The following is a 19,704-nucleotide window of genomic DNA, read 5'->3' on the forward strand; positions in this document are numbered from 1 at the left end:
GCTTGTGGCTTAAGGGTGTACTATTTACACCCTTTTGTTATGATTAGAACTTTTGGTTTTGTTATACTTTGCTTGTTATTTGGCACCGGAAATGCTCAGGAGCTTTTTCATGTGCCTGCCCGATTTCGTGCTCTTGGTGATGCCAGTGTTAGCCTGCGATCACCTCTTGCGGTATTCTCGAATCCTGCCGGTTTTGCAAGGGAGAAGCAGATGTCTTTGGGCCTTCAATATGAAAATCGCTTCTTGCTGAATGACTTGAGCACACGTTCCGCTTTTCTAATTCTTCCCCTTCGACAAACGAACTTCGGTTTTTCTTTTTCTCAATTCGGGCAGACCGATTACCGCGAAAATAAGCTTTCTCTTGGGGTGGCAAAGCGCCTTTCTTCGAGGTTTGTAGCAGCTGTTCAGTTTCATTACTTCAGTTTGAATTTGCCCGAAAACAGCGAACATGCGACAACGGTATTTATTGATCTGGGAGCTCAATATCAGTTGACCGATGATTTTTGGCTCGGTGCTCAGATTTTTAACCCGCACGAATTGTCAGTTCAGTCGTTACAGCTCGAGTTTGACTATCCCATGGTGCTGCGGCTGGGGGCTAATATGACGTTTGACGACTTACTCGTGGTTGCTGTCGAACTTAAAAAACGTGAAGGGCAGGCGCTTGCCGTGAGCTCAGGAATGGAATTTCTGATCAAAAAGGAGCTTCAGTTGCGGCTGGGCCTGGATACGCAATGGTCGGTCTTTTCGATGGGAGTGGGTTATGCACTTAGCCGGGTTCAGACCGATCTGACGTTTAGCTATCACCAGTATTTAGGGTATTCGCCATCATTATCAATTTATTACCAGTTGCCATGAAAAGAATCCTGTTCCTTCTGTTAGGTGTTTGGTTGTCATCGGTGTTGGTGGCTCAACCGTCGGATTTTGATCTTTATGCGGAACTGGAAGGCTTGGTTGAGAGTGTGTTAGCGGAGAATGAAAATGCAGATGTTGAGCAGCTAATGGCGGAGTTGCAACAGATGAAGGAAAACCCATTTAATATCAATCAGGCCGGGCGAGAAGATTTTCAGCGACTGTACTTTTTGTCGGCCATGCAAATCGACCAGCTGCTTCGGTACCGTGAGCAATATGGACAGATTTTCACTCCCTTTGAATTGAACACGATTGAGGGATTTGATCCCAAGCTGATTCAGGTTTTGCAGGCTTTTGTAGTTTTTGGTGATACGGAGATTGAATCGCCAAGCTTTTGGGCAAGGCAAGAACTTATGATTCGTGCAATTCGTTTGGTGGAGGAGCAGAAAGGGTTTAAGGAACCAGCAAAGTATGAAGGTTCTCCTGAGAAGTTATATTTACGTTACCGATTTTCATCAGCCAATATTCGTGCAGGATTGACTTCGGAAAAGGATGCCGGTGAATCCTTTTTTCGTGGCTCCAATCCCAAAGGATTTGATTATTACAGTGGCTTTGTGAATGTTGGTCTGGGGCAAGAGAAGCATCAACTGTATTTGGGCGATTACTTGGTTCGATTTGGACAAGGACTGACGGCCTGGCAAGGGTTTTCGCTTTCGAAATCGGCTGAAGTTAGTCGGGTAGGCAAGTTTAATCAGGGCATTCGAGCTTACTCCTCTACCGACGAGAATAACTATTTACGCGGACTGGCTACCAGCTTTTCGATGCAAAATTGGACGTGGCATACCTTTGTATCCTATAAAAATTTTGATGCCAATCGGGACAGTATTGATGGAGAAGCTGTTTTTACATCCTTTCAATCTTCAGGTTTGCATCGTACCGAGAGCGAGATTGAAGATAAAAATTCAGTTAGTGGACTGACCACGGGAGTAAACTTGAATTACGCGGGCAAGCATTTTTCAGTTGGACTATCTGGTATTCACTTTCGCTATGAATTGCCTTTGGCGCGAAAGGAGGCCGCCTATAATTTGTTTTTGTTTGAAGGGAAGCAGCTCAGTAATTTAGGATTGAATTACCAATGGGGGATGAATAGGTACTTCTTTTTTGGGGAGGCTGGCTGCTCGTCTGGCGGAGGACTGGCAACCATCCATGGGGTGCAAGCTAACCCAGCAGATGCGGTAGAATATTCGATGATTTACCGGAATATCAGTAAAAAATATCAAGCGCCTTTGGCTGGTGCTTTTACCGAAGGGAGTCAGGTTAATGATGAGCAGGGCCTCTATTTGGGGGTTGTCGTTCGGCCGGCAGCCAAGCTTAGTTTGCGGATGTATGCCGACTTTTTTGAACATCGATGGGTGAAATATACCACCGTAGCTCCGGCACGAGGGAGAGAATATCTTGTTCAGGGAAGCTATCAACTTTCAAATAAATGGGAGGTCTATAGCCGTTATTTCAATGAACGCAAGCCGGTTAAGGTTTCAGGTGCTTATACCAAGATGAATTTGGATCAAACGCGGCAGAAGCTACGTGTACACGTGAGTGGTGCGCTTAGTGAACGCTTCTTTCTGAAAAGCCGGATAGAATGGGTTTGGTACGAGCATGATGAAACGGCTGATGGCTGGCTGGTCTATCAGGATTTTGGCTATAAGAGTGTTCAGAATAAAACAAACTGGTGGTTGAGACTGGCTTATTTTAAGACTGATAACTACGATTCGCGGGTCTATGCTTATGAAAATGATTTGCTTTATCAGTTCTCTGTTCCGGCTTTTTATGGTGAAGGCATCCGCTTTTATCTCAATGGAAAAGTTAAAATATGTGAAAATGTCGAAGGTTGGATCAAGGCTTCAAGGAGCTGGTTTCTTGGAGTCAACAGCATTGGTAGTGGATACAGTCAGATTGATGGAAATCAGCGCACAGAGGTTAAATTTCAGTTAAGATTCAAGTTTTGAGTTGCATTTTATATCTTTGCCGCCAAACCAAAGGATTGGAGCGAAAATGAGCTACGATGATATAAGACCTTATGATGACCATGAAGTCAATCACTACATTAATGTAGTGTTGAATGACGAGATTTTTCAGCAAGTACTTCAGTTTATCTTTAATGATGAAAAGGAGAGGGCAGCTGCCAAGCAAATGCTCTCCAAAATCCAGACCGTTGAGGAATTGCAGAAGTCTTTTATGTATCCTCTCATTCGAAACTGGATCATTGATAAAACAACAAGTGGAATTAGTTGGAGTGGTTTGGATAAATTGGATAAATCCAAAAGTTACTTGTTCATTTCAAATCATCGGGATATTATTCTTGATTCGGCCATTTTGAATTACATTATTGTCGAGGCTGGAATGAATACCACTGAGATTGCCATTGGCAACAACCTGTTGATTTATGATTGGATTGTGCATGCGGTAAAACTGAATCGAGCCTTCGTGGTTCGTCGTAACCTGCCGGCTCGGGAGTTGTTAACGGCTTCTAAAAAACTATCACAGTATATTCGCGATGCCTTGACCAAACGCAATCGTTCGGTATGGATTGCTCAACGAGAAGGTAGAACAAAAGATGGCAACGACCAGACCCAGCAAGCCTTGCTTAAAATGCTAAACTTAAGTAATAAGAACGGTTTTGTTGATGGGTTTAAAGAGCTTCAAATTGTACCCCTTTCGCTTTCATACGAGCGGGAACCCTGCGGAATTTCCAAGGTGGAAGAGATTTACAAACGTGAAAGCGAAGGTTTTGAGAAAACACAGAGTGATGACTTAAAAAGTATGGCTTTTGGGCTGACCCGACCGAAAGGGCGAGTGCATTTCTCATTTGGAAAACCCATTGAAGCGCCACTGGAGGAGTTCGCCAAAGCCGAAAATGTGAATGAGTCAGTTCAGCAATTGGCAGCCTATATTGACAACCGAATTTACGATAACTATAAGCTTTGGCCGAATAACTATTTAGCTGCGGATTTGTTGTCGGGGAAAAATGAACATGCCGATAAGATAGAAGATGCGACTCGTGAAAAATTCAGTGAACTGTTGGACGATCTGGTATTAACCATTGGTAATGGTGATCCCAAGCGTCAGCAGGAATTGTTTATTCAAATGTACGCAAATCCCCTGTTGAACGCCCGGAAATAAACAAATAGGGCTTGAGCTGGTTGCTTTCTGAATGACTAAATGGACTATTGTCTGTGGCTTGATCTCAGAATGGATGGACTAAGATTTGACTGTTCGTTTATTGGTATGGTTTCCAATTGAAATGTTAAAGCCCCTTTCTTTTACAACTCTGGCATTCATTTTGATGATTGTTCTTAGGGTTTAAAAGAAAGGGTTTTTAGTATGAAACGATTAGTTTTACTGTTCCTGACACTTTTCCTGGTGCTAGGACAATTATTTGCACAGAATAGTAAAAGTGCCGAAAAGACAATTCGGCAATTGATCGAAAGTAAACAGTTTAAGTTTACCGCCAGATCAGTGACTCCGATGAGTGGGGCTACCATTAACCTGACATCTTCTTATGACTTGGTTGTTGATAGTTCCGAGGTGGAAGCTTGGCTTCCTTTTTATGGTCGGGCTTATCAATCCGACTATGGGAGTACGGAAGGAGGAATTAAGTTTAAAGAGCAAGCCAAGGCCTTTGATTTGAAAGTGAATGAAAAAAAGGAAATGGTTGAGGTGCGCATCGAGGTGGACACGACAAAGGATACCTACAAAATCTACATTCATGCTGGCGAAAGCGGATATGCCAGTATGAGTATTTCTTCAAACAGACGGCAATCAGTTAGCTATTATGGAATAATTGAACCATTGGGAGAATAAAAAAGGCAGGTGAAAACCTGCCTTTTTTATGAAATATATTCTTTATGCTTGCACTAGTCGTTTTCAACAGCTACTTGCTTCGCTTCGCCCGGTAAAATAAGGTTAAGCAGGATGCCTACAACGGCAGCTAATCCAATACCTGCAAGGGAGAAATTACCCCAGGAAATTACTGCTCCACCAATTCCAACAGTTAATACGATTGAAACGACAACCTGATTTCTGATTTGTCCCAGATCAACTTTGGCATCAATCAGGGTTTTAATGCCTACAGACGCAATCAGGCCGAACAGCAGCAGCATAATGCCGCCTAGAACAGCTTGTGGAATGGTTTTTAAAATACCACTAATCTTACCGATCAACGAGAATACAATGGCCGTAACAGCTGAAACTCTTAAAATAAAAGGGTTGGTAACTTTGGTTAAGGCAATTGCTCCGGTTACTTCAGAGTAGGTGGTGTTGGGCACACCTCCCAGCATTCCGGCGAGTCCTGTTGCAATACCATCCCCCAGTAAGGTGCGGTGCAAGCCTGGTTTCTCAATAAAGTTTTTCTGGGCAACACCGCCAATGGCATACATGTCGCCAACATGCTCAATGATTGGAGCCACAGCAACAGGAATCATATATAAAATGGCACCCCAGCTAAATTCAGGAGTTACGAATGTTGGTAGTCCAATCCATGCAGCTTCTTTGATTGGTGTGAAGTCAATTACGCCAAATAACAGGCCCGAGGCATAACCAACAACAATACCGATGAAGATGGGAATGAGCTTGATCAACCCTTTGGTGAAGACTACAACGATGACAGCCGTTGCTAAGCTGATTGTGGCAATGGCCCAGTGTGTTTTTGCCATGTCAACGCCAGCACTGGCTAGCGATAATCCAATAATCATGATGACCGGGCCAACAACAGTGGCAGGGAATAGGCGTTCAATAAGTTTGATGCCTCGCCATTTGACAATGGCCGACACGATGGTATACACCACGCCAACAGCAATGATTCCGGATAAGGTTCCTGGCAGGCCATACAGTCTGGTGGCTTCAATAATAGGCGCGATAAAGGCGAAGCTACTACCGAGAAAAACGGGTACCATCCCTTTGGTGATGATATGGAAAATTAAGGTTCCGATACCTGCAGTGAACAGAGCAACAGATGGATCGATACCTACCAAGAGCGGAACGAGTACTGTTGCCCCAAATGCAACAAACAAAAACTGTACGCCCAAAACCATATTACTACCCGTAAATTGGCTCTGGTTCTCTTTCTTTTTCAGGTTCATAGTCTACTTGAAATTATGGTATTTGAATTAATATAATTTTGCTGAGATGTCGCGAATGTACAATTGGATGTTTGTTTTGCCTCTGAATTCATTTTCGGCTATGGAGTAGCAAATGTCAAAAGGCATACCTTGGCTGATGGCCTCGTAATGGTCGGCTTGGCTAAAGGCAATAGCTGGAAATACAGAGGAGTAACCAGTCGGTTCTACCAAGTCCAGCTTTAAGTGTTCTTGTTGGCGCCCAACACAGCGGCTGGTGCCACTGTCCAGCACATTTTCGGTTACAAAAACCGGAGTCATGTTGTGAGGACCAAAGGGCGCAAATTGCTTCAGCACGCGATAAAACTTAGGCGTGATTTCTGAAAGCTGAAGTTTTGCATCCACTTCAATCATTTCGGTTTGTTGCAATTTGGTGATTGAGCGGGCTACAATTTCTTCAAATCGACGGGTGAAAGCTGGAATATTATCAATCTTCATGGTTAATCCGGCAGCATACATGTGTCCACCATACGACTCAAGCAAATCGCTACAGGAACCAATGGCTTCGTACAGGTCGAAGTCTTTCACCGAGCGGGCTGATCCGGTTGCCATGCCATTGCTTTCTGTTAAAATGACGGTGGGGCGGTAGTGGTGTTCTGTTAGTCGACTGGCAACAATGCCAACGACGCCTTTGTGCCAGTCGCGGTTGTAAAGGACGGTTGATTTTCGTTCTTCCTGATTCGGGTCGTGGGCAATCATGTCCAGGGCTTCCTGGGTGATGTCACGATCCAGTGTTTTGCGGATTTCGTTGTACGAATTGATTTCATTCCCCAGATCAATAGCTTCCTCTTCGTCCGTTACGACCATGATGGCAACGGACTTTTTCCCGTGCTCAATGCGTCCTGATGCATTCAGACGCGGTCCGATCTTAAATACAATATCACTGACTGAAATGTCCTGACCTACCAAGCCTGAAAGTTGGATGATGGTTCTTAGTCCGAGGCTGGGGTTGTTGTTTAGTTTTCGAAGTCCGTAAAAGGCAAGGACCCTGTTTTCTCCGGTAACGGGCACAATATCAGAGGCAATGCTGACCACCACCATGTCGAGCAAGTCGTAAAGTTCGACGATGGGGACATCGTTCTTTTGAGTATAAGCCTGAAGTAGTTTGAATCCGACGCCACATCCTGACAGTTCTTTGTAAGGATAGGGGCAGTCCGGACGTTTCGGGTCGAGTACGGCTACGGCATCCGGAATGATTTCATCGGGGTTATGGTGATCACAAATGATAAAATCAATGCCTCGTTCTTTGGCATTTTTAATTTTCTCAACGGCTTTGATTCCGCAATCAAGCACAATAACCAGTGTTATTTTCTGTTCCGAAGCATAATCAATGCTTTGGAGCGAAATTCCGTAACCTTCAGAGTAACGATCCGGGATATAGTAATCCAGATCTTTGATCCGGTTGCGCAAAAACTGATACATTAAAGCAACTGACGTGGTTCCATCCACATCGTAGTCACCATAAATCATAACTTTTTCTTCATTGCGAATAGCTTGCTCCAACCGGTCAACGGCTTTGTCCATATCTTTCATCAGAAAGGGATCATGAAGGTCGGATAAGCGGGGGCGGAAAAAGGATTTGGCTTCGTCGTAAGAAGTAATGCCTCGATGTGCCAAGAGGTTTCCAATCACCATGTTCACGTTGAGGGCAGCAGATAAATGTTTGATAACATTGACATCACCTTGTGTTTTAATGTTCCAGATTTTATCCATTCTGATTGCTTCTGCCTCGTTTTGTGTGCACGATTTTAATTGGTCAAAGATAAGCAATGCGCTTTGATCTGGAAAGAAAAAGAAACTCATTGGTTCATATTCTGTTAATAGAGGGCCGTGTTTTGAATCTAAATTTCAACCATTCAAACCATTAGACTTATTAGAAAATTATCAACATTGTAGTGAAATTCCAATCTGTTGATTATGTTCCTTTTAGTTTGAAAACGACTTTGGAAGGGATTCAACTTTTCTTTGTTATCTTTGCACAAAATTTTTAACGAAATCTTTCATAATAGAATCGTATCCATGAGTATAGCAGAGCTTAGCGAACAGGAAGTGATCCGTAGAAATTCACTGGCAAAATTACGTGAGTTGGGAATAGAGCCCTATCCGGCTGAAGAGTATCCTGTAAATGCCAAGGCAACAGAGATAAAAACCAACTTCGACCCGGAAAAGGGGAACTATCAGGAAGTTGTGCTAGCTGGTCGTATTATGAGTCGGCGGATTATGGGAAAAGCTTCATTTGCCGAGCTGCAAGATGATACCGGACGAATTCAGATGTACATTAACCGGGACGAAATATGTCCTGCCGAAGATAAAACCCTCTACAACGAGGTCTTTAAAAAACTGTTGGACATTGGCGATATTATTGGGGTGAAGGGCTTTGCTTTTACAACCCAGGTGGGCGAAAAATCCATTCATGTAAAAGAATTTACGGTGCTTGGAAAATCATTGCGCCCACTTCCAATTGTAAAGGAAAAGGATGGTAAAACATATGATGCCTTCACGGATCCGGAACAGCGTTATCGCCAGCGGTATGTCGATTTGGTTGTGAATCCGCAGGTGAAAGATACCTTTATCAAGCGGACCAAGATCATCAATACGATGCGCGAGATGTTCAACGAAAGAGGTTACCTGGAGGTGGAAACTCCCATCTTGCAAGCTATTCCCGGAGGAGCTGCTGCCCGCCCGTTTATTACACACCACAATAGCCTGAACATTCCACTTTATTTGCGGATTGCCAATGAACTTTACCTAAAACGATTGATCGTTGGTGGTTTCGATGGCGTTTACGAGTTCGCGAAGGATTTCCGGAATGAGGGGATGGATCGCACACATAACCCTGAATTTACGGCCATGGAAATTTATGTGGCTTATAAGGACTACAAATGGATGATGAACTTTACCGAAGAGATGGTGGAACGTGTAGCTTTGGCTTTGCACGGAAAGACAGAACTTCAGGTAGGCGATAAACTTATTGAGTTTAAGCGGCCTTACCCAAGGGTGACGATGCGTGATGCCATTTTGGAACATACCGGTCATGATATTGCGGGCAAGAACGAAGAAGAACTGCGTGAAATTTGCAAAGCGCTTGATATAGAGACTGACCCAAGTATGGGAAAAGGAAAACTGATTGATGAGTTGTTTGGCGAGAAGTGCGAACACAACTACATTCAACCGACCTTCATTACCGACTACCCGATTGAAATGTCTCCGCTGACGAAAAAGCACCGCGACAATCCAGAACTGACCGAACGCTTTGAGTTGATGGTAAACGGGAAAGAGCTGGCCAATGCCTACTCCGAGTTGAATGATCCGATTGATCAGCGCGAACGTTTTGAAGATCAGATGACACTGTCGGAAAAAGGTGATGATGAGGCCATGTTTATTGACCAGGACTTCCTGCGCTCACTCGAATATGGGATGCCGCCAACATCGGGAATGGGGATCGGTATTGACCGACTGACCATGTTCATGACCAATAATGCGTCTATTCAGGATGTTCTTTTCTTTCCGCAAATGAAACCGGAGAAAAAATCAGAAGCCGACACGGATGAGAAGTTTATGGAAATGGGGATTGCAGCCGAATGGGTAGGAGTAATCCGAAAAATGGGCTTTCAAAAAACCGAGGCTTTAAAAGAAGTTAAAGCCGGCAAGTTTTTCAACGATCTTTGTGGTTTCAATAAAAAGAATAAACTTGGGCTGACAAATCCATCGATGGACGATGTGAAGCAATGGCTCTCGTAGCTCAAGTCGTTTGATTATGAATTCAGAACCAAAAATAGCGGTACTGGGAAGCGGAAGCTGGGCAACAGCTTTGGCAAAAATCCTTATGAATAATGTGGAGGGAATTAATTGGTATTTCCGCAGTGCGGATAATATTGAGCAGTTCAAACGTTTCGGACACAATCCAAATTATTTGCGCGGGGTGGAGTTTGATACCAGTCGAATTTCCTTTTTTGATGATATCAATGAAATTGTTGAGGCCTCAGATATTCTGATCCTCACCATTCCTTCTGCTTTTCTGCACCAGGCACTGTCTCAACTGACGGTGGATATTAAGCATAAATTTGTCGTTTCGGCCATAAAAGGAATTGTGCCAGAGTTTAACCAGATTGTAGGTCACTACTTGCACGAAACCTATAAAGTCCCCTATGAGCGGGTGGGAGTGATTACCGGTCCGTGCCATGCTGAAGAAGTGGCACTGGAACGCCTGTCTTACCTGACCATTGCTTGTCCCGATGTGAAACGGGCTTGCGAGTTTGGCGATAAGCTTAATTGCGAGTATATCCGAACACATGTGTCGGACGATATATTTGGTACCGAATATGCAGCGGTTCTGAAAAACATTATCGCTATTGCTTCGGGTATCGTACATGGCTTACGCTATGGCGATAACTTTCAGGCCGTACTGGTTGCCAATGCCATTCAGGAAATCAAGCGTTTTGTGGATAAAGTTCATCCCATTAACCGCGACATCAAAAGCTCGGCCTATCTGGGAGACTTGTTGGTAACTACTTACTCGCAGTTTTCGCGTAACCGTACGTTTGGCGCGATGATTGGGAAAGGCTATACGACCCGCACCGCGCAAATTGAAATGCACATGGTGGCAGAAGGGTATTATGCCACAAAATCGATCCATGAGATTAATGAAGCCTATAAAGTAAAGATGCCAATCTGTAATGCCGTTTATAACATTTTATACGGCAATGTGCCCCCTGCTATTGAAATTCGACAATTGACCGATAAATTACGATAATCGAAAAAAAGAGGTACTCCGCCAGGAATACCTCTTTTTAATTATTTTGAGAAATATGCTATCGCATTTTCTTATAGGCATTGATCAATCCGTTGGTGGATGCATCATGGCTGATAATCATTTCCTCATTCGTTAACTCAGGAAGAATGTTATTGGCCAGTTGCTTGCCCAATTCCACGCCCCACTGGTCGAAACTGTATATATTCCAGATGATTCCCTGCACAAATATCTTGTGTTCATACATGGCTACCAGCGCACCCAGCGTGTGCGGCGTCAGTTTTTTTAACAGAATGGAGTTGGTTGGGATGTTGCCCTGGAAGATTTTAAAGTTCTTCAAAGCCTGGATTTCATCCTCTGATTTTCCGGCCGCTTTCAATTCTGCAACAACCTGTTCTTCTGATTTTCCCACCATCATGGCTTCGGTTTGGGCGAAGAAGTTGGCCAGCAACTTGGGATGATGATCTCCGATTTGGTTCTGACTAATGGCCGGTGCCAGGAAGTCGCAGGGAATTAACTTGGTTCCCTGGTGGATCAACTGGTAAAAGGCATGCTGACCATTGGTGCCGGGTTCACCCCAGATAATTGGGCCGGTTTGGTAATTCACGGTTTCGCCATTTCGATCGACATATTTTCCGTTGCTTTCCATGTTGCCTTGCTGAAAATAAGCCGAAAAGCGGTGCATGTATTGATCGTAGGGCAGGATGGCTTCTGTTTCGGCACCGTAGAAATTGTTGTACCAAATGCCGATAAGCGCCAGGATAACCGGCATGTTCTGATCAAATTCTGTCGTTTTAAAATGATTATCCATCGCATGAGCACCTTCCAGAAACTCTACATAGTTGTTGAAGCCAATCGCACAAGCTACCGATAACCCAATGGCCGACCAAACTGAATAACGGCCACCAACCCAGTCCCAAAAGCGGAACATGTTTTTCGTATCAATACCGAAAGCAGCAACCGCTTCAGCATTGGTTGATAAGGCCACAAAATGATTCTTTACGAATGATTCATCTTTTGCCGCCTTTAGGAACCAGCTTTTTGCACTGTTGGCATTGGTCATGGTTTCCTGTGTGGTAAAAGTTTTCGAGGCCACAATAAATAAAGTCGTCTCCGGGTTCACCAACTTCAATGTTTCCGCAATGTGTGTTCCATCTACATTCGATACAAAATGCAGGTTAATATGTTCCTTTTTGTAGGGCTTCAGCGCTTCAACCACCATCAGGGGGCCCAGGTCAGAACCTCCAATGCCGATATTGACGATGTCAGTAATGGGGCTGCCGGTGTAGCCTTTCCAGTCGCCTGAAATGATACGCTCCGAAAACTGCTTCATTTGCTCCAGCACCTCATTGATTTCTGGCATCACATCTTTGCCATCAACCATAATGGGCGTATTGCTTCGGTTGCGCAAAGCGACATGAAGCACGGCACGATCTTCCGTTACATTGATTTTTTGACCCGAAAATTCACTGGCAATGGCTTCTTTCAAGCCACATTCTTTAGCCAATTCCAATAACAGCGAAAAAGCTTTGTCATCCAGCCGGTTTTTTGAGTAGTCCAAAAGGATATCTTCAAATTTCAAACTATATTTTTCGAAACGGGAAGCGTCATTGGTAAACAGGTCTTTAATTTGCGTGTTTTTAAACGAAGCATAGTGTGCTTCCAGCGCTTTCCAGGCTTTGGTGGTTGTAGGATTTATTTTTGGTAGCATATTTCGTAGATTTTTGTAAAAAATAAAATGAGTCGTCAGTTATGAATGGCTGCAAAGATAAAAAAATGCATTGAAGATATCGGCCTGCTACCTGGCGATTGTGTTGTGAGGAAGGAACTTCTGATTCTTGGTGAAAATAGTCCCGGCTACTGTACGAATTCTTTTATGCGTTGCATCCCAGTTGGCAGACAAACTTCGCTGCGAAATCGTACAGCGATGAGGCTATTGCCAAACTGAAAGAATCGAAAGATTTGCTTGATTTGGGCTTAATGGAGGAAGCAGATTATGAGAAAGTAAAAGCTGAGTTAGCACCTGTGATTATGGGACAGTAGTCAGCTCATGACGCTTGATGCAAAGTTGAGAAGATAGCTCTTAATTGTTACATGTTGAATAACCGGGAAGCGAGGGGTTAGCTTATCAAAGCTAGACCCTCTTCTCTTTTTAACAATCTGACTTTCTTGAGTATGAAGTTGCCTTTTATTTGCTCATCAAACATTCAGGCATTGCTGCTTGTTCTTTTGGAGACATGCTGTTTGAGTATAAACTCAGCGTGCTGATCCCAAAAATGAAAGATTATGCCTTATTTAATTATGCTATTGCTCTTGACTATGACGAATCCCTTGGTGCTTTTTGACTTTTCGAAAACCAGTGAATTAAGTGACTGGACTGTTGTTAACGATGACGTAATGGGTGGTCGATCGACTAGCTCCATAACGCTCGATCCGGAAGGAAATGGCGTGTTTGAAGGTACCGTTTCGCTTGAAAACAACGGTGGCTTTTCTTCGGTTCGCTACCGCACGGGCAGCACGAATATTGCAGGGCTTAAGAAGGTCGGGATTCGACTAAAGGGCGATGGCAAACGCTACCAGTTTCGGGTTAAAGCAAAGGCAAGTGATTATTTCTCTTATGTTGGTTATTTTCAAACTTCAGGTGAATGGCAGCTTGTCGAAATATCTCTACAGAATCTGTACCCCGCTTTCCGGGGACGACGATTAAGCGAGCCCAACTTTTCGGGAGATTCTATTGAGGAAATTGCCATTCTAATCGGGAATAATAAAAACGAAGCCTTCAAGCTTGAATTGGATCAAATTATTGTGAAGTAAACGGATTAATCGTCTGCTCATGCTGCGTCTTCCAATTCATGTATAATTTTCTTTAGCGCTTGAATCAAGTGCGGTCCCTTTCTTATCTTTACCGTATGAAATCAGACCGGTTTAAGGGATATCTGTTCGCGGCAGTAGCCACGATTGCCTTTTCCAATATTTATATTTTCAGCAAGGCAGCACTCAACGAAGTGCATCTCGCCCAATTTGGGGTGTACTGGTTTTTTATTGCATCGCTGCTGAATATCGGCTGGCTGCTTAAGTCAGGAGGTCACCGGGCTATTCTTCAATTGTCGGCTCGCCAATGGCGGATCTTAGCTTTGCTGGGCATCCTGGAGATTTTGACGACCACCAGCTTCTTTCTATCAATCCAGATTATTCCCGATCCGGCTGTAACTTCTTTTATTGGAAACTTGTTTCCGGTGATCCTGACCGGCATGGGTATCGTGTTTTTGCGCGAGCGCTTTACCTGGATGGAATCGTTTGGTGCCGTGTTGGCACTCATTGGGGCGTTTATCATCAGCTATCAGGGTGGCACGACTTTATCCAGTCTGTTTATTCCCGGCACCGGTGTTGTTCTGATCAACGCATTTTTTGCGGCCACCGCTTCCTTAGTTGTTAAAATGAATGTTAAAACCATGAGTCCCGAATTGCTGAATACCAATCGGGCAGTATGCTTATTTATTTTCTCCTTATCCATGTTTTTCGTTTATGGGCAGTCACTGGTGATTCCGCTAAGTGCCTTAGCCAATATTGCTATTGGAGCCACCCTGGGGCCTTTCGTGGCCGTGCTTTTTATTTACTACTCTTTTCGTTACATCGAAGTATCAAAATCGTCTATCGTTCAAAGTCTGAAAGGTGTTTTTGTGTTACTTGGGAGTTACCTGTATTTTCAAACCTTACCTTTAATTCATCAATTGATTGGCGGTGCTATCACCGTGCTGGGGGTGATGATTATCTCGGCCAGCCGTGCCGGATTCTTACAACGAAAGCAATAGGTTCAGTGTTCTTGATTTTGTAATTCGTCGAGTCGTCCGAAGCTTGTTTAGGATCCGCTGCCCGGCTTGCATGTCGATTAGGATGTTGCAGGTTTTAATGGTAATCTTTCGTTGCAAATGGTGGGACTTTGACTTGACCCGTGATCTTTTTCGACAGAATTGTCTTCGGTTTAACTCCATATCTTCTGGGTTGCTTCTGCGTATCTTCTGTGTATCTTCTGTATTCAAATACGCAGAAGATACACAGAAGAATCAGAGAAAAGACACTTAAGCTATAGACTTGGTATGGAGCGATAAATTTCTTGGGTCGCTATGCCCCGGTGCTTACCGGCAGGGTGAATGGGGTAACATGTAGATCCGTTGCTGCCGTGGATTTGCCATTCGTACCAATAGCTACCGATGGTGACTCTGTGCTTGTAAACAGCTTGCATACGACTTCCTTTTATCGTTTGATTTTTCGAAGTTGAGCCCGAACTATTGGGCGCTTCATTCGTAAAAAACCGAAGTTGCCATTCACGGAATAAATCATGAAGCCGAATGGCAACCTGTACAGCGTACCAGCGATGGAGCTGTGCTTTGAACGAATCGGTTAGCCAATAACAATCAATATGAAGAAAATTGCTTTTTTAATTTTTGCAGGCGTCATTAGCCATTCGGTACTCAGTCAGGAATTTCTTACAGCGGAAGAATCTGATCCTCAGAAAATGGGCTGGATGCAGGGCTTTCCTCCGCCAGCAAATCGTATTTTGTCAGCAGCTGATGGTCGTTTTTTTAGGTTTCCAGCTTTACGTTATAGTGCTTGCCACATGCGTCAATTTTTGCCAACAGTAACCGTCCCATCCGCAGAGAATAAGCCTTATTCCTTTCCTGTTGAACTGGATAACAAGATTGATGAAGTGAGCTTTACACCTGTGGGCAGTGAACATGAAATGACGTTTAAGGAATCACTGGCTAAAAATTACACCGATGGAATAATTATAGTGCATCAAGGAAAGATTGTCTATGAAAAATATTTTGGAGCGTTGACCGCTAGTGGGGTGCATGCCGCCATGTCGGTAAGTAAAACCTTTACCGGTACCTTGGGGGGCTTGTTAGTGGCCGAAGGCGTATTGGACGAGAACAAGCTCGCCTCCGACTATGTTCCCGAACTAAAGTCCTCGGCGTTTGGCGATGCAACCATCCGTCAGATCCTGGATATGACCACAGCCTTGCAGTATAGTGAAGATTATGCGGACCCTAATGCTGAGGTGTGGACTTTTACAGCAGCAGGGAACCCACTTCCTAAACCTAAAGACTATAGTGGCCCGATGAATTATTTCGAGTTTTTGCAAACGGTGGCGAAAAATGGAGCGCATGGGCAAGTATTCGCTTATAAAACGGTAAACACCGACGCTTTGGGCTGGATCATCTCGAGGGTAACAGGGAAAAGCATTCCGGATTTACTTTCCGAGCGAATATGGAAACCGCTGGGGACTCAGTTTGATGGTTACTATCAGGTTGATGGGGCCGGCATTGCCTTTGCCGGTGGCGGTTTTAACTGCAATTTGCGCGATATCGCCATGTTTGGTGAAATGATAAGGAACAATGGATTTTTTAATGAGCAGCAAATCCTTCCTCTTCAGCTAATAGAAGACATTCGGAATGGAGGCAGTCAGGAAGCCTTTCAAAAGTCAACCCATAGTCAGCTCAAGGATTGGAGTTACCGCAATATGTGGTGGATAACGCATAATGAGCATGGAGCATTTACAGCCAGAGGCGTTCATGGCCAAACGGTTTATGTTGACCCGAAGGCGGAGATGGTTCTTGTTCGGTTCGCCTCGCACCCCGTTGCCGGCAATGCAGCTAATGACCCCTATTCACTTCCGGCATATCATCGGGTTGCAACATACTTGATGCGTAAATAGGACTTCGATAGTTAAGATATGCCTTTATTTAATAAGACTTAGTCGTTTATCTGGGTACTTATGCGCTCGTGTTTCTCCTGGCGGAAAGCCTCAATGGTTTCTTTGGAAATAAACTGTGTGCCACCTTGGGTGGAGGCCACCAGCGCACCGGTTGCATTTCCAAACTGCAGCGCTTCTTCCAGCGAATGACCATTTATGAGGCGGTGGATAAAACCAGCCGAGCAGGCATCGCCCGAGCCAACGGTGTCGGCCAGTTGGATGCGGTAACCCGGGTCGTAATGGTATTCACCCGTGTTGGATAGTACGAAGGCCCCTTTTTCGCCCAGTGTAGCCAGCACCGTTTTCAATTCGAAGTTTTCAATCAGCTCGCCAGCCAGCCCTTTCAGGCTGTTTGCTTGTAGCTTTAGCAGTTCCTTCAGTGCCCATAATTCCTCGTCGTTTATTTTTAGAATGTGGGTTAGCTTCAGGCTTTCTGCAATGATTTCTGTTGTGTAACAGTCTTTGCGCAGGTTGATATCATAAAAACGAAGAGCATCGGTGGCGGCGCGCAGAAACTGTCGGAGTGTCTCCCTCGATTTTTTGGTACGCTGAACCAGCGTGCCAAAACAAACACAGTCGGCATGACGAGCCATGGCCAAAGCCGAGAATGTGGGGTCGATGTAATCGTAAGCCACGTCTGGATGAATCGTATAATCAGGAATACCTTGCTCATTTAATTGAACCTGTACCGTTCCGGTAGGAGAAAAAGGATCAATCTGAATATTTTGCTCTGACAAATCGAGTTCTCGAACGCATTCGAGTGCTTCTTCGCCCAAAGCATCATCTCCAATGCGGGTGATGAGTTGTCCAAGGTCTCCAAAGGAATTGATACGAAAAATGAAGTTGGCAGGAGCTCCTCCCAACACTCTGCCTTCCGGCAGCAAATCCCATAGCAGTTCGCCCACAGCAGCAATAAGTTTCGTCATATTATCAGAATTAATTAAATCGTTTCTCGTGGTTTGTCGCGAGGTTTACTTGTTTATGTCCCTGTATTTCAAGGGGTAGATCAGTAGGATAATTAGCAGAGGGGTGGATGTGAAAATCAGATCCTGGTTTACGCAAGCAAAAGTATAAAGAATTATCGAGAACTCGTGTCGATAAAACTTGATGTACAGCAGGTGTCTGTGCTAAAATTTAGGTAATTTCGACCATGAACTATTTGGCTCACTTGTATCTTTCCGGAGAAGATGAAGCTGTTTTGGTAGGGAACTTCATTGGCGATCATGTTAAGGGAAGGCAGTATCAGCAGTATCCTGTTGGAGTACAAACGGGGGTTTTGCTGCATCGGCAAATTGACTGGTTTACCGACCGGCACGCGTTGGTCAAGGATTGTGCCAGCCGATTCAAAACCAATTATGGTCGCTACGCCGGAATTGTGACTGATGTTATTTTTGATCATTTCCTGGCAATTGGCTGGCAGAATTATTCGATCTATCCTTTGCGTCATTATTCGAAAAATGTCCATGCCATATTATTGTCCCACTTTTCCATACTCCCCATGCGGGTGAAATTGTTTTTGCCTTTTCTGATTCAGCACAAACGGCTCGAATCGTATGCCGGATTGGAGGGAATTTGGCAATCTCTTGCCATTATGGGCCGACGAACCAGCTTACCCGAAGAAGCCGACTTTGCCTTGGAAGTGTTGACGCAGGATTATGAATTGATCAAGCAAGAGTTTGAAGTATTCTTTGCTGAGCTGGTCGATTTTGTGGAAGCTAACTTCGAAGTGGAAATAAAAAAGCCCGCAATGAACGGGCTTTAATCTTAAACTATTTGTAATTTGAGGTTGGCATTCTCAAAGAAAAATTCTTCTTGCCCAAAGGCGGGCTCCAGGTCATCGAGCCAGATCGCTTTCGGATTATACTTCGCAAAGAAAGGTCGTCCTACCCAATCGGGGTTTCTTCCTTGCAGGAAGTTCAAAACAAACACTTTTTCGCCATGAATTTTCTGAGTCCCCAGAATTTGAATTTTTCCCGGGGCGCACGACATGGATGGGCCGCGCACGGTGCGGCACACTCCACTCACCTTTTGAATGGCTTTTTGATAAATTTTCCAGGCTTCTTCCAGGCTAACGGCAAAGTAATCCTGAGCTCCGGTATTCCGGGCAATGAACATGTAATAAGGAATGATTCCCAAGTTGACTTGTTCGCGCCACATGGTTGACCAGATGGCGGAGTCGTTATTTATGTTCTTTAGCAGAGGCGATTGCGAACGAATTTGAACGCCGGCAGCCTGCAGATTCTTGATGGCTTCTTTAGCCGCCTGAGTTTCCATGGCCTTGGGGTGATTGAAATGTGCCATCAAGGAGATTGAAATACCTCGGTCAGCCACTTTGCGGAAAAGTTTCATCAAATCTTCGGCATCGTCATCGGTTGTAAAGCGGTAAGGCCAGTAGCTTAACGCTTTGGTTCCAATACGGATGGTGCGGATGTTTTTCAGATTGGCATCGAGAATGGCATTAAAGTAATGTTCAAAAAATTTGGTTTTCATCACTGCCGGGTCGCCTCCGGTGAACAGAACATCAGTAATTTCAGGATGTGCTGTCAGGTATTCAATCATTAAGTTAGCCTCTTTCATGGCAAACTTGAAACTGTTGAGTGCAAACTGTGGCCACCGGAAACAAAACGTACAATAGGCATGGCAGGTTTGTCCCTGGCTGGGGAAAAACAACATGGTTTCGCGGTACTTGTGCTGAATGCCATTTAACCGAACGCCATTGAGTTCGGGTACGTTGGTTTCCTGCCCTGCCGGATTTGGATTCAGCTGCAGACGAATTTCATCAACAGCTTTTTTGATTGTTGCTTTGTCTGTAGTACTTTTCAGCAGGTTGGCAATTTTTTGAAAATGTTCCTCGGAGAGCATTCCTTTCTGTGGAAAGTTGAGGATGAAGAACGGATCCTTTGCAAAGTTGTTCCAGTCAATTAATTCATCAATGATGTAATTACTTACTTTGAAAGGTAAAACGGTTCCAATAACTTCAATGGTAAATTGTTCCTCTTCGCTTAACATCGCAATTTGAGGAATTTGTCTGAAGTTACTGAGAGTGTAAGAACGATAATTCATGCATTTTAGTTTTTAACAAGTTAATACCACCAGGAGTAATAACTAATATCATGTGAAAACTGGGGCGCCTTTGCAACCACCTAAAACATGATATATTACATACTTTTAAGTCC

General features: G+C 44.2%; 16 protein-coding genes. 11 read left to right on the plus strand and 5 right to left on the minus strand.

What is annotated here, in order from left to right:
* Positions 1–39 precede the first annotated feature (39 nt).
* The 4 genes from ACUNWA_RS09350 to ACUNWA_RS09365 all read left to right on the plus strand — a co-directional run bounded on the left by ACUNWA_RS09350 (position 40) and on the right by ACUNWA_RS09365 (position 4,710).
* Positions 40–855, plus strand: a complete 816-nt coding sequence (locus ACUNWA_RS09350; RefSeq protein WP_445591634.1) for a hypothetical protein — start codon at positions 40–42, stop codon at positions 853–855.
* The gene (locus tag ACUNWA_RS09355) at positions 852–2,855 is read left to right on the plus strand and encodes a helix-hairpin-helix domain-containing protein (RefSeq protein WP_445591635.1); all 2,004 of its coding nucleotides are present in this window, start codon (positions 852–854) and stop codon (positions 2,853–2,855) included. The genes ACUNWA_RS09350 and ACUNWA_RS09355 overlap by 4 nt, the downstream gene beginning before the upstream one ends.
* Positions 2,856–2,901: 46 nt before the next feature.
* The gene (locus ACUNWA_RS09360; protein WP_445591636.1) at positions 2,902–4,029 is read left to right on the plus strand and encodes a 1-acyl-sn-glycerol-3-phosphate acyltransferase; all 1,128 of its coding nucleotides are present in this window, start codon (positions 2,902–2,904) and stop codon (positions 4,027–4,029) included.
* Positions 4,030–4,230: 201 nt separating this feature from the next.
* The gene (locus ACUNWA_RS09365) at positions 4,231–4,710 is read left to right on the plus strand and encodes a DUF4251 domain-containing protein (RefSeq protein ID WP_445591637.1); all 480 of its coding nucleotides are present in this window, start codon (positions 4,231–4,233) and stop codon (positions 4,708–4,710) included.
* Positions 4,711–4,763: 53 nt separating this feature from the next.
* Here ACUNWA_RS09365 and ACUNWA_RS09370 read toward each other — a convergent pair whose 3' ends face one another.
* Together ACUNWA_RS09370 and recJ are read right to left on the minus strand one after the other, a co-directional pair.
* On the minus strand, positions 4,764–5,987 hold the full coding sequence (locus ACUNWA_RS09370; protein ID WP_445591638.1) for a uracil-xanthine permease family protein: 1,224 nt from the start codon (positions 5,985–5,987) through the stop codon (positions 4,764–4,766).
* Positions 5,988–6,014: 27 nt separating this feature from the next.
* Positions 6,015–7,736: a single-stranded-DNA-specific exonuclease RecJ gene (recJ, locus tag ACUNWA_RS09375; protein ID WP_445591639.1), complete on the minus strand. Its 1,722-nt coding sequence runs from the start codon at positions 7,734–7,736 to the stop codon at positions 6,015–6,017.
* Positions 7,737–8,042: 306 nt separating this feature from the next.
* Between recJ and lysS the strand changes: the two genes are divergently transcribed.
* Complete coding sequence (gene lysS / locus ACUNWA_RS09380; protein WP_445591640.1) at positions 8,043–9,764, plus strand: lysine--tRNA ligase; 1,722 nt, start codon at positions 8,043–8,045, stop codon at positions 9,762–9,764.
* A gap of 16 nt (positions 9,765–9,780) precedes the next feature.
* Positions 9,781–10,776 (plus strand): NAD(P)H-dependent glycerol-3-phosphate dehydrogenase, encoded by a 996-nt coding sequence (locus tag ACUNWA_RS09385; protein ID WP_445591641.1) that lies wholly within the window; start codon positions 9,781–9,783, stop codon positions 10,774–10,776.
* A 58-nt stretch (positions 10,777–10,834) separates the two neighbouring features.
* On the opposite strand, the gene pgi is transcribed toward ACUNWA_RS09385, so the two are convergent.
* Complete coding sequence (gene pgi, locus ACUNWA_RS09390; RefSeq protein ID WP_445591642.1) at positions 10,835–12,484, minus strand: glucose-6-phosphate isomerase; 1,650 nt, start codon at positions 12,482–12,484, stop codon at positions 10,835–10,837.
* Positions 12,485–12,654: 170 nt separating this feature from the next.
* Here pgi and ACUNWA_RS09395 point away from each other — a divergent pair, with 170 nt between their 5' ends.
* The 4 genes from ACUNWA_RS09395 to ACUNWA_RS09410 all read left to right on the plus strand — a co-directional run bounded on the left by ACUNWA_RS09395 (position 12,655) and on the right by ACUNWA_RS09410 (position 16,489).
* Positions 12,655–12,816: a hypothetical protein gene (locus ACUNWA_RS09395; RefSeq protein WP_445591643.1), complete on the plus strand. Its 162-nt coding sequence runs from the start codon at positions 12,655–12,657 to the stop codon at positions 12,814–12,816.
* 243 nt (positions 12,817–13,059) lie between these two features.
* Entirely contained in the window at positions 13,060–13,587 is a 528-nt protein-coding gene (locus tag ACUNWA_RS09400) for a CIA30 family protein (RefSeq protein ID WP_445591644.1), read from the plus strand.
* A gap of 95 nt (positions 13,588–13,682) precedes the next feature.
* Positions 13,683–14,585, plus strand: coding sequence for a DMT family transporter (locus ACUNWA_RS09405; protein WP_445591645.1), 903 nt, complete (start codon positions 13,683–13,685; stop codon positions 14,583–14,585).
* 608 nt (positions 14,586–15,193) lie between these two features.
* The gene (locus tag ACUNWA_RS09410; protein ID WP_445591646.1) at positions 15,194–16,489 is read left to right on the plus strand and encodes a serine hydrolase domain-containing protein; all 1,296 of its coding nucleotides are present in this window, start codon (positions 15,194–15,196) and stop codon (positions 16,487–16,489) included.
* Between the two features lie 38 nt (positions 16,490–16,527).
* Here the strand turns inward: ACUNWA_RS09410 and ACUNWA_RS09415 are convergent, their stop codons facing one another.
* Positions 16,528–17,454 (minus strand): carbohydrate kinase family protein, encoded by a 927-nt coding sequence (locus ACUNWA_RS09415; protein WP_445591647.1) that lies wholly within the window; start codon positions 17,452–17,454, stop codon positions 16,528–16,530.
* Between the two features lie 224 nt (positions 17,455–17,678).
* On the opposite strand from ACUNWA_RS09415, the gene ACUNWA_RS09420 reads away from it, so the two are divergent.
* Positions 17,679–18,290: an acyl carrier protein phosphodiesterase gene (locus ACUNWA_RS09420; protein ID WP_445591648.1), complete on the plus strand. Its 612-nt coding sequence runs from the start codon at positions 17,679–17,681 to the stop codon at positions 18,288–18,290.
* A 2-nt stretch (positions 18,291–18,292) separates the two neighbouring features.
* Here the strand turns inward: ACUNWA_RS09420 and ACUNWA_RS09425 are convergent, their stop codons facing one another.
* Positions 18,293–19,591: a KamA family radical SAM protein gene (locus ACUNWA_RS09425; protein WP_445591649.1), complete on the minus strand. Its 1,299-nt coding sequence runs from the start codon at positions 19,589–19,591 to the stop codon at positions 18,293–18,295.
* Positions 19,592–19,704: the final 113 nt, after the last annotated feature.

Source organism: Sunxiuqinia sp. sy24 (assembly GCF_052677165.1).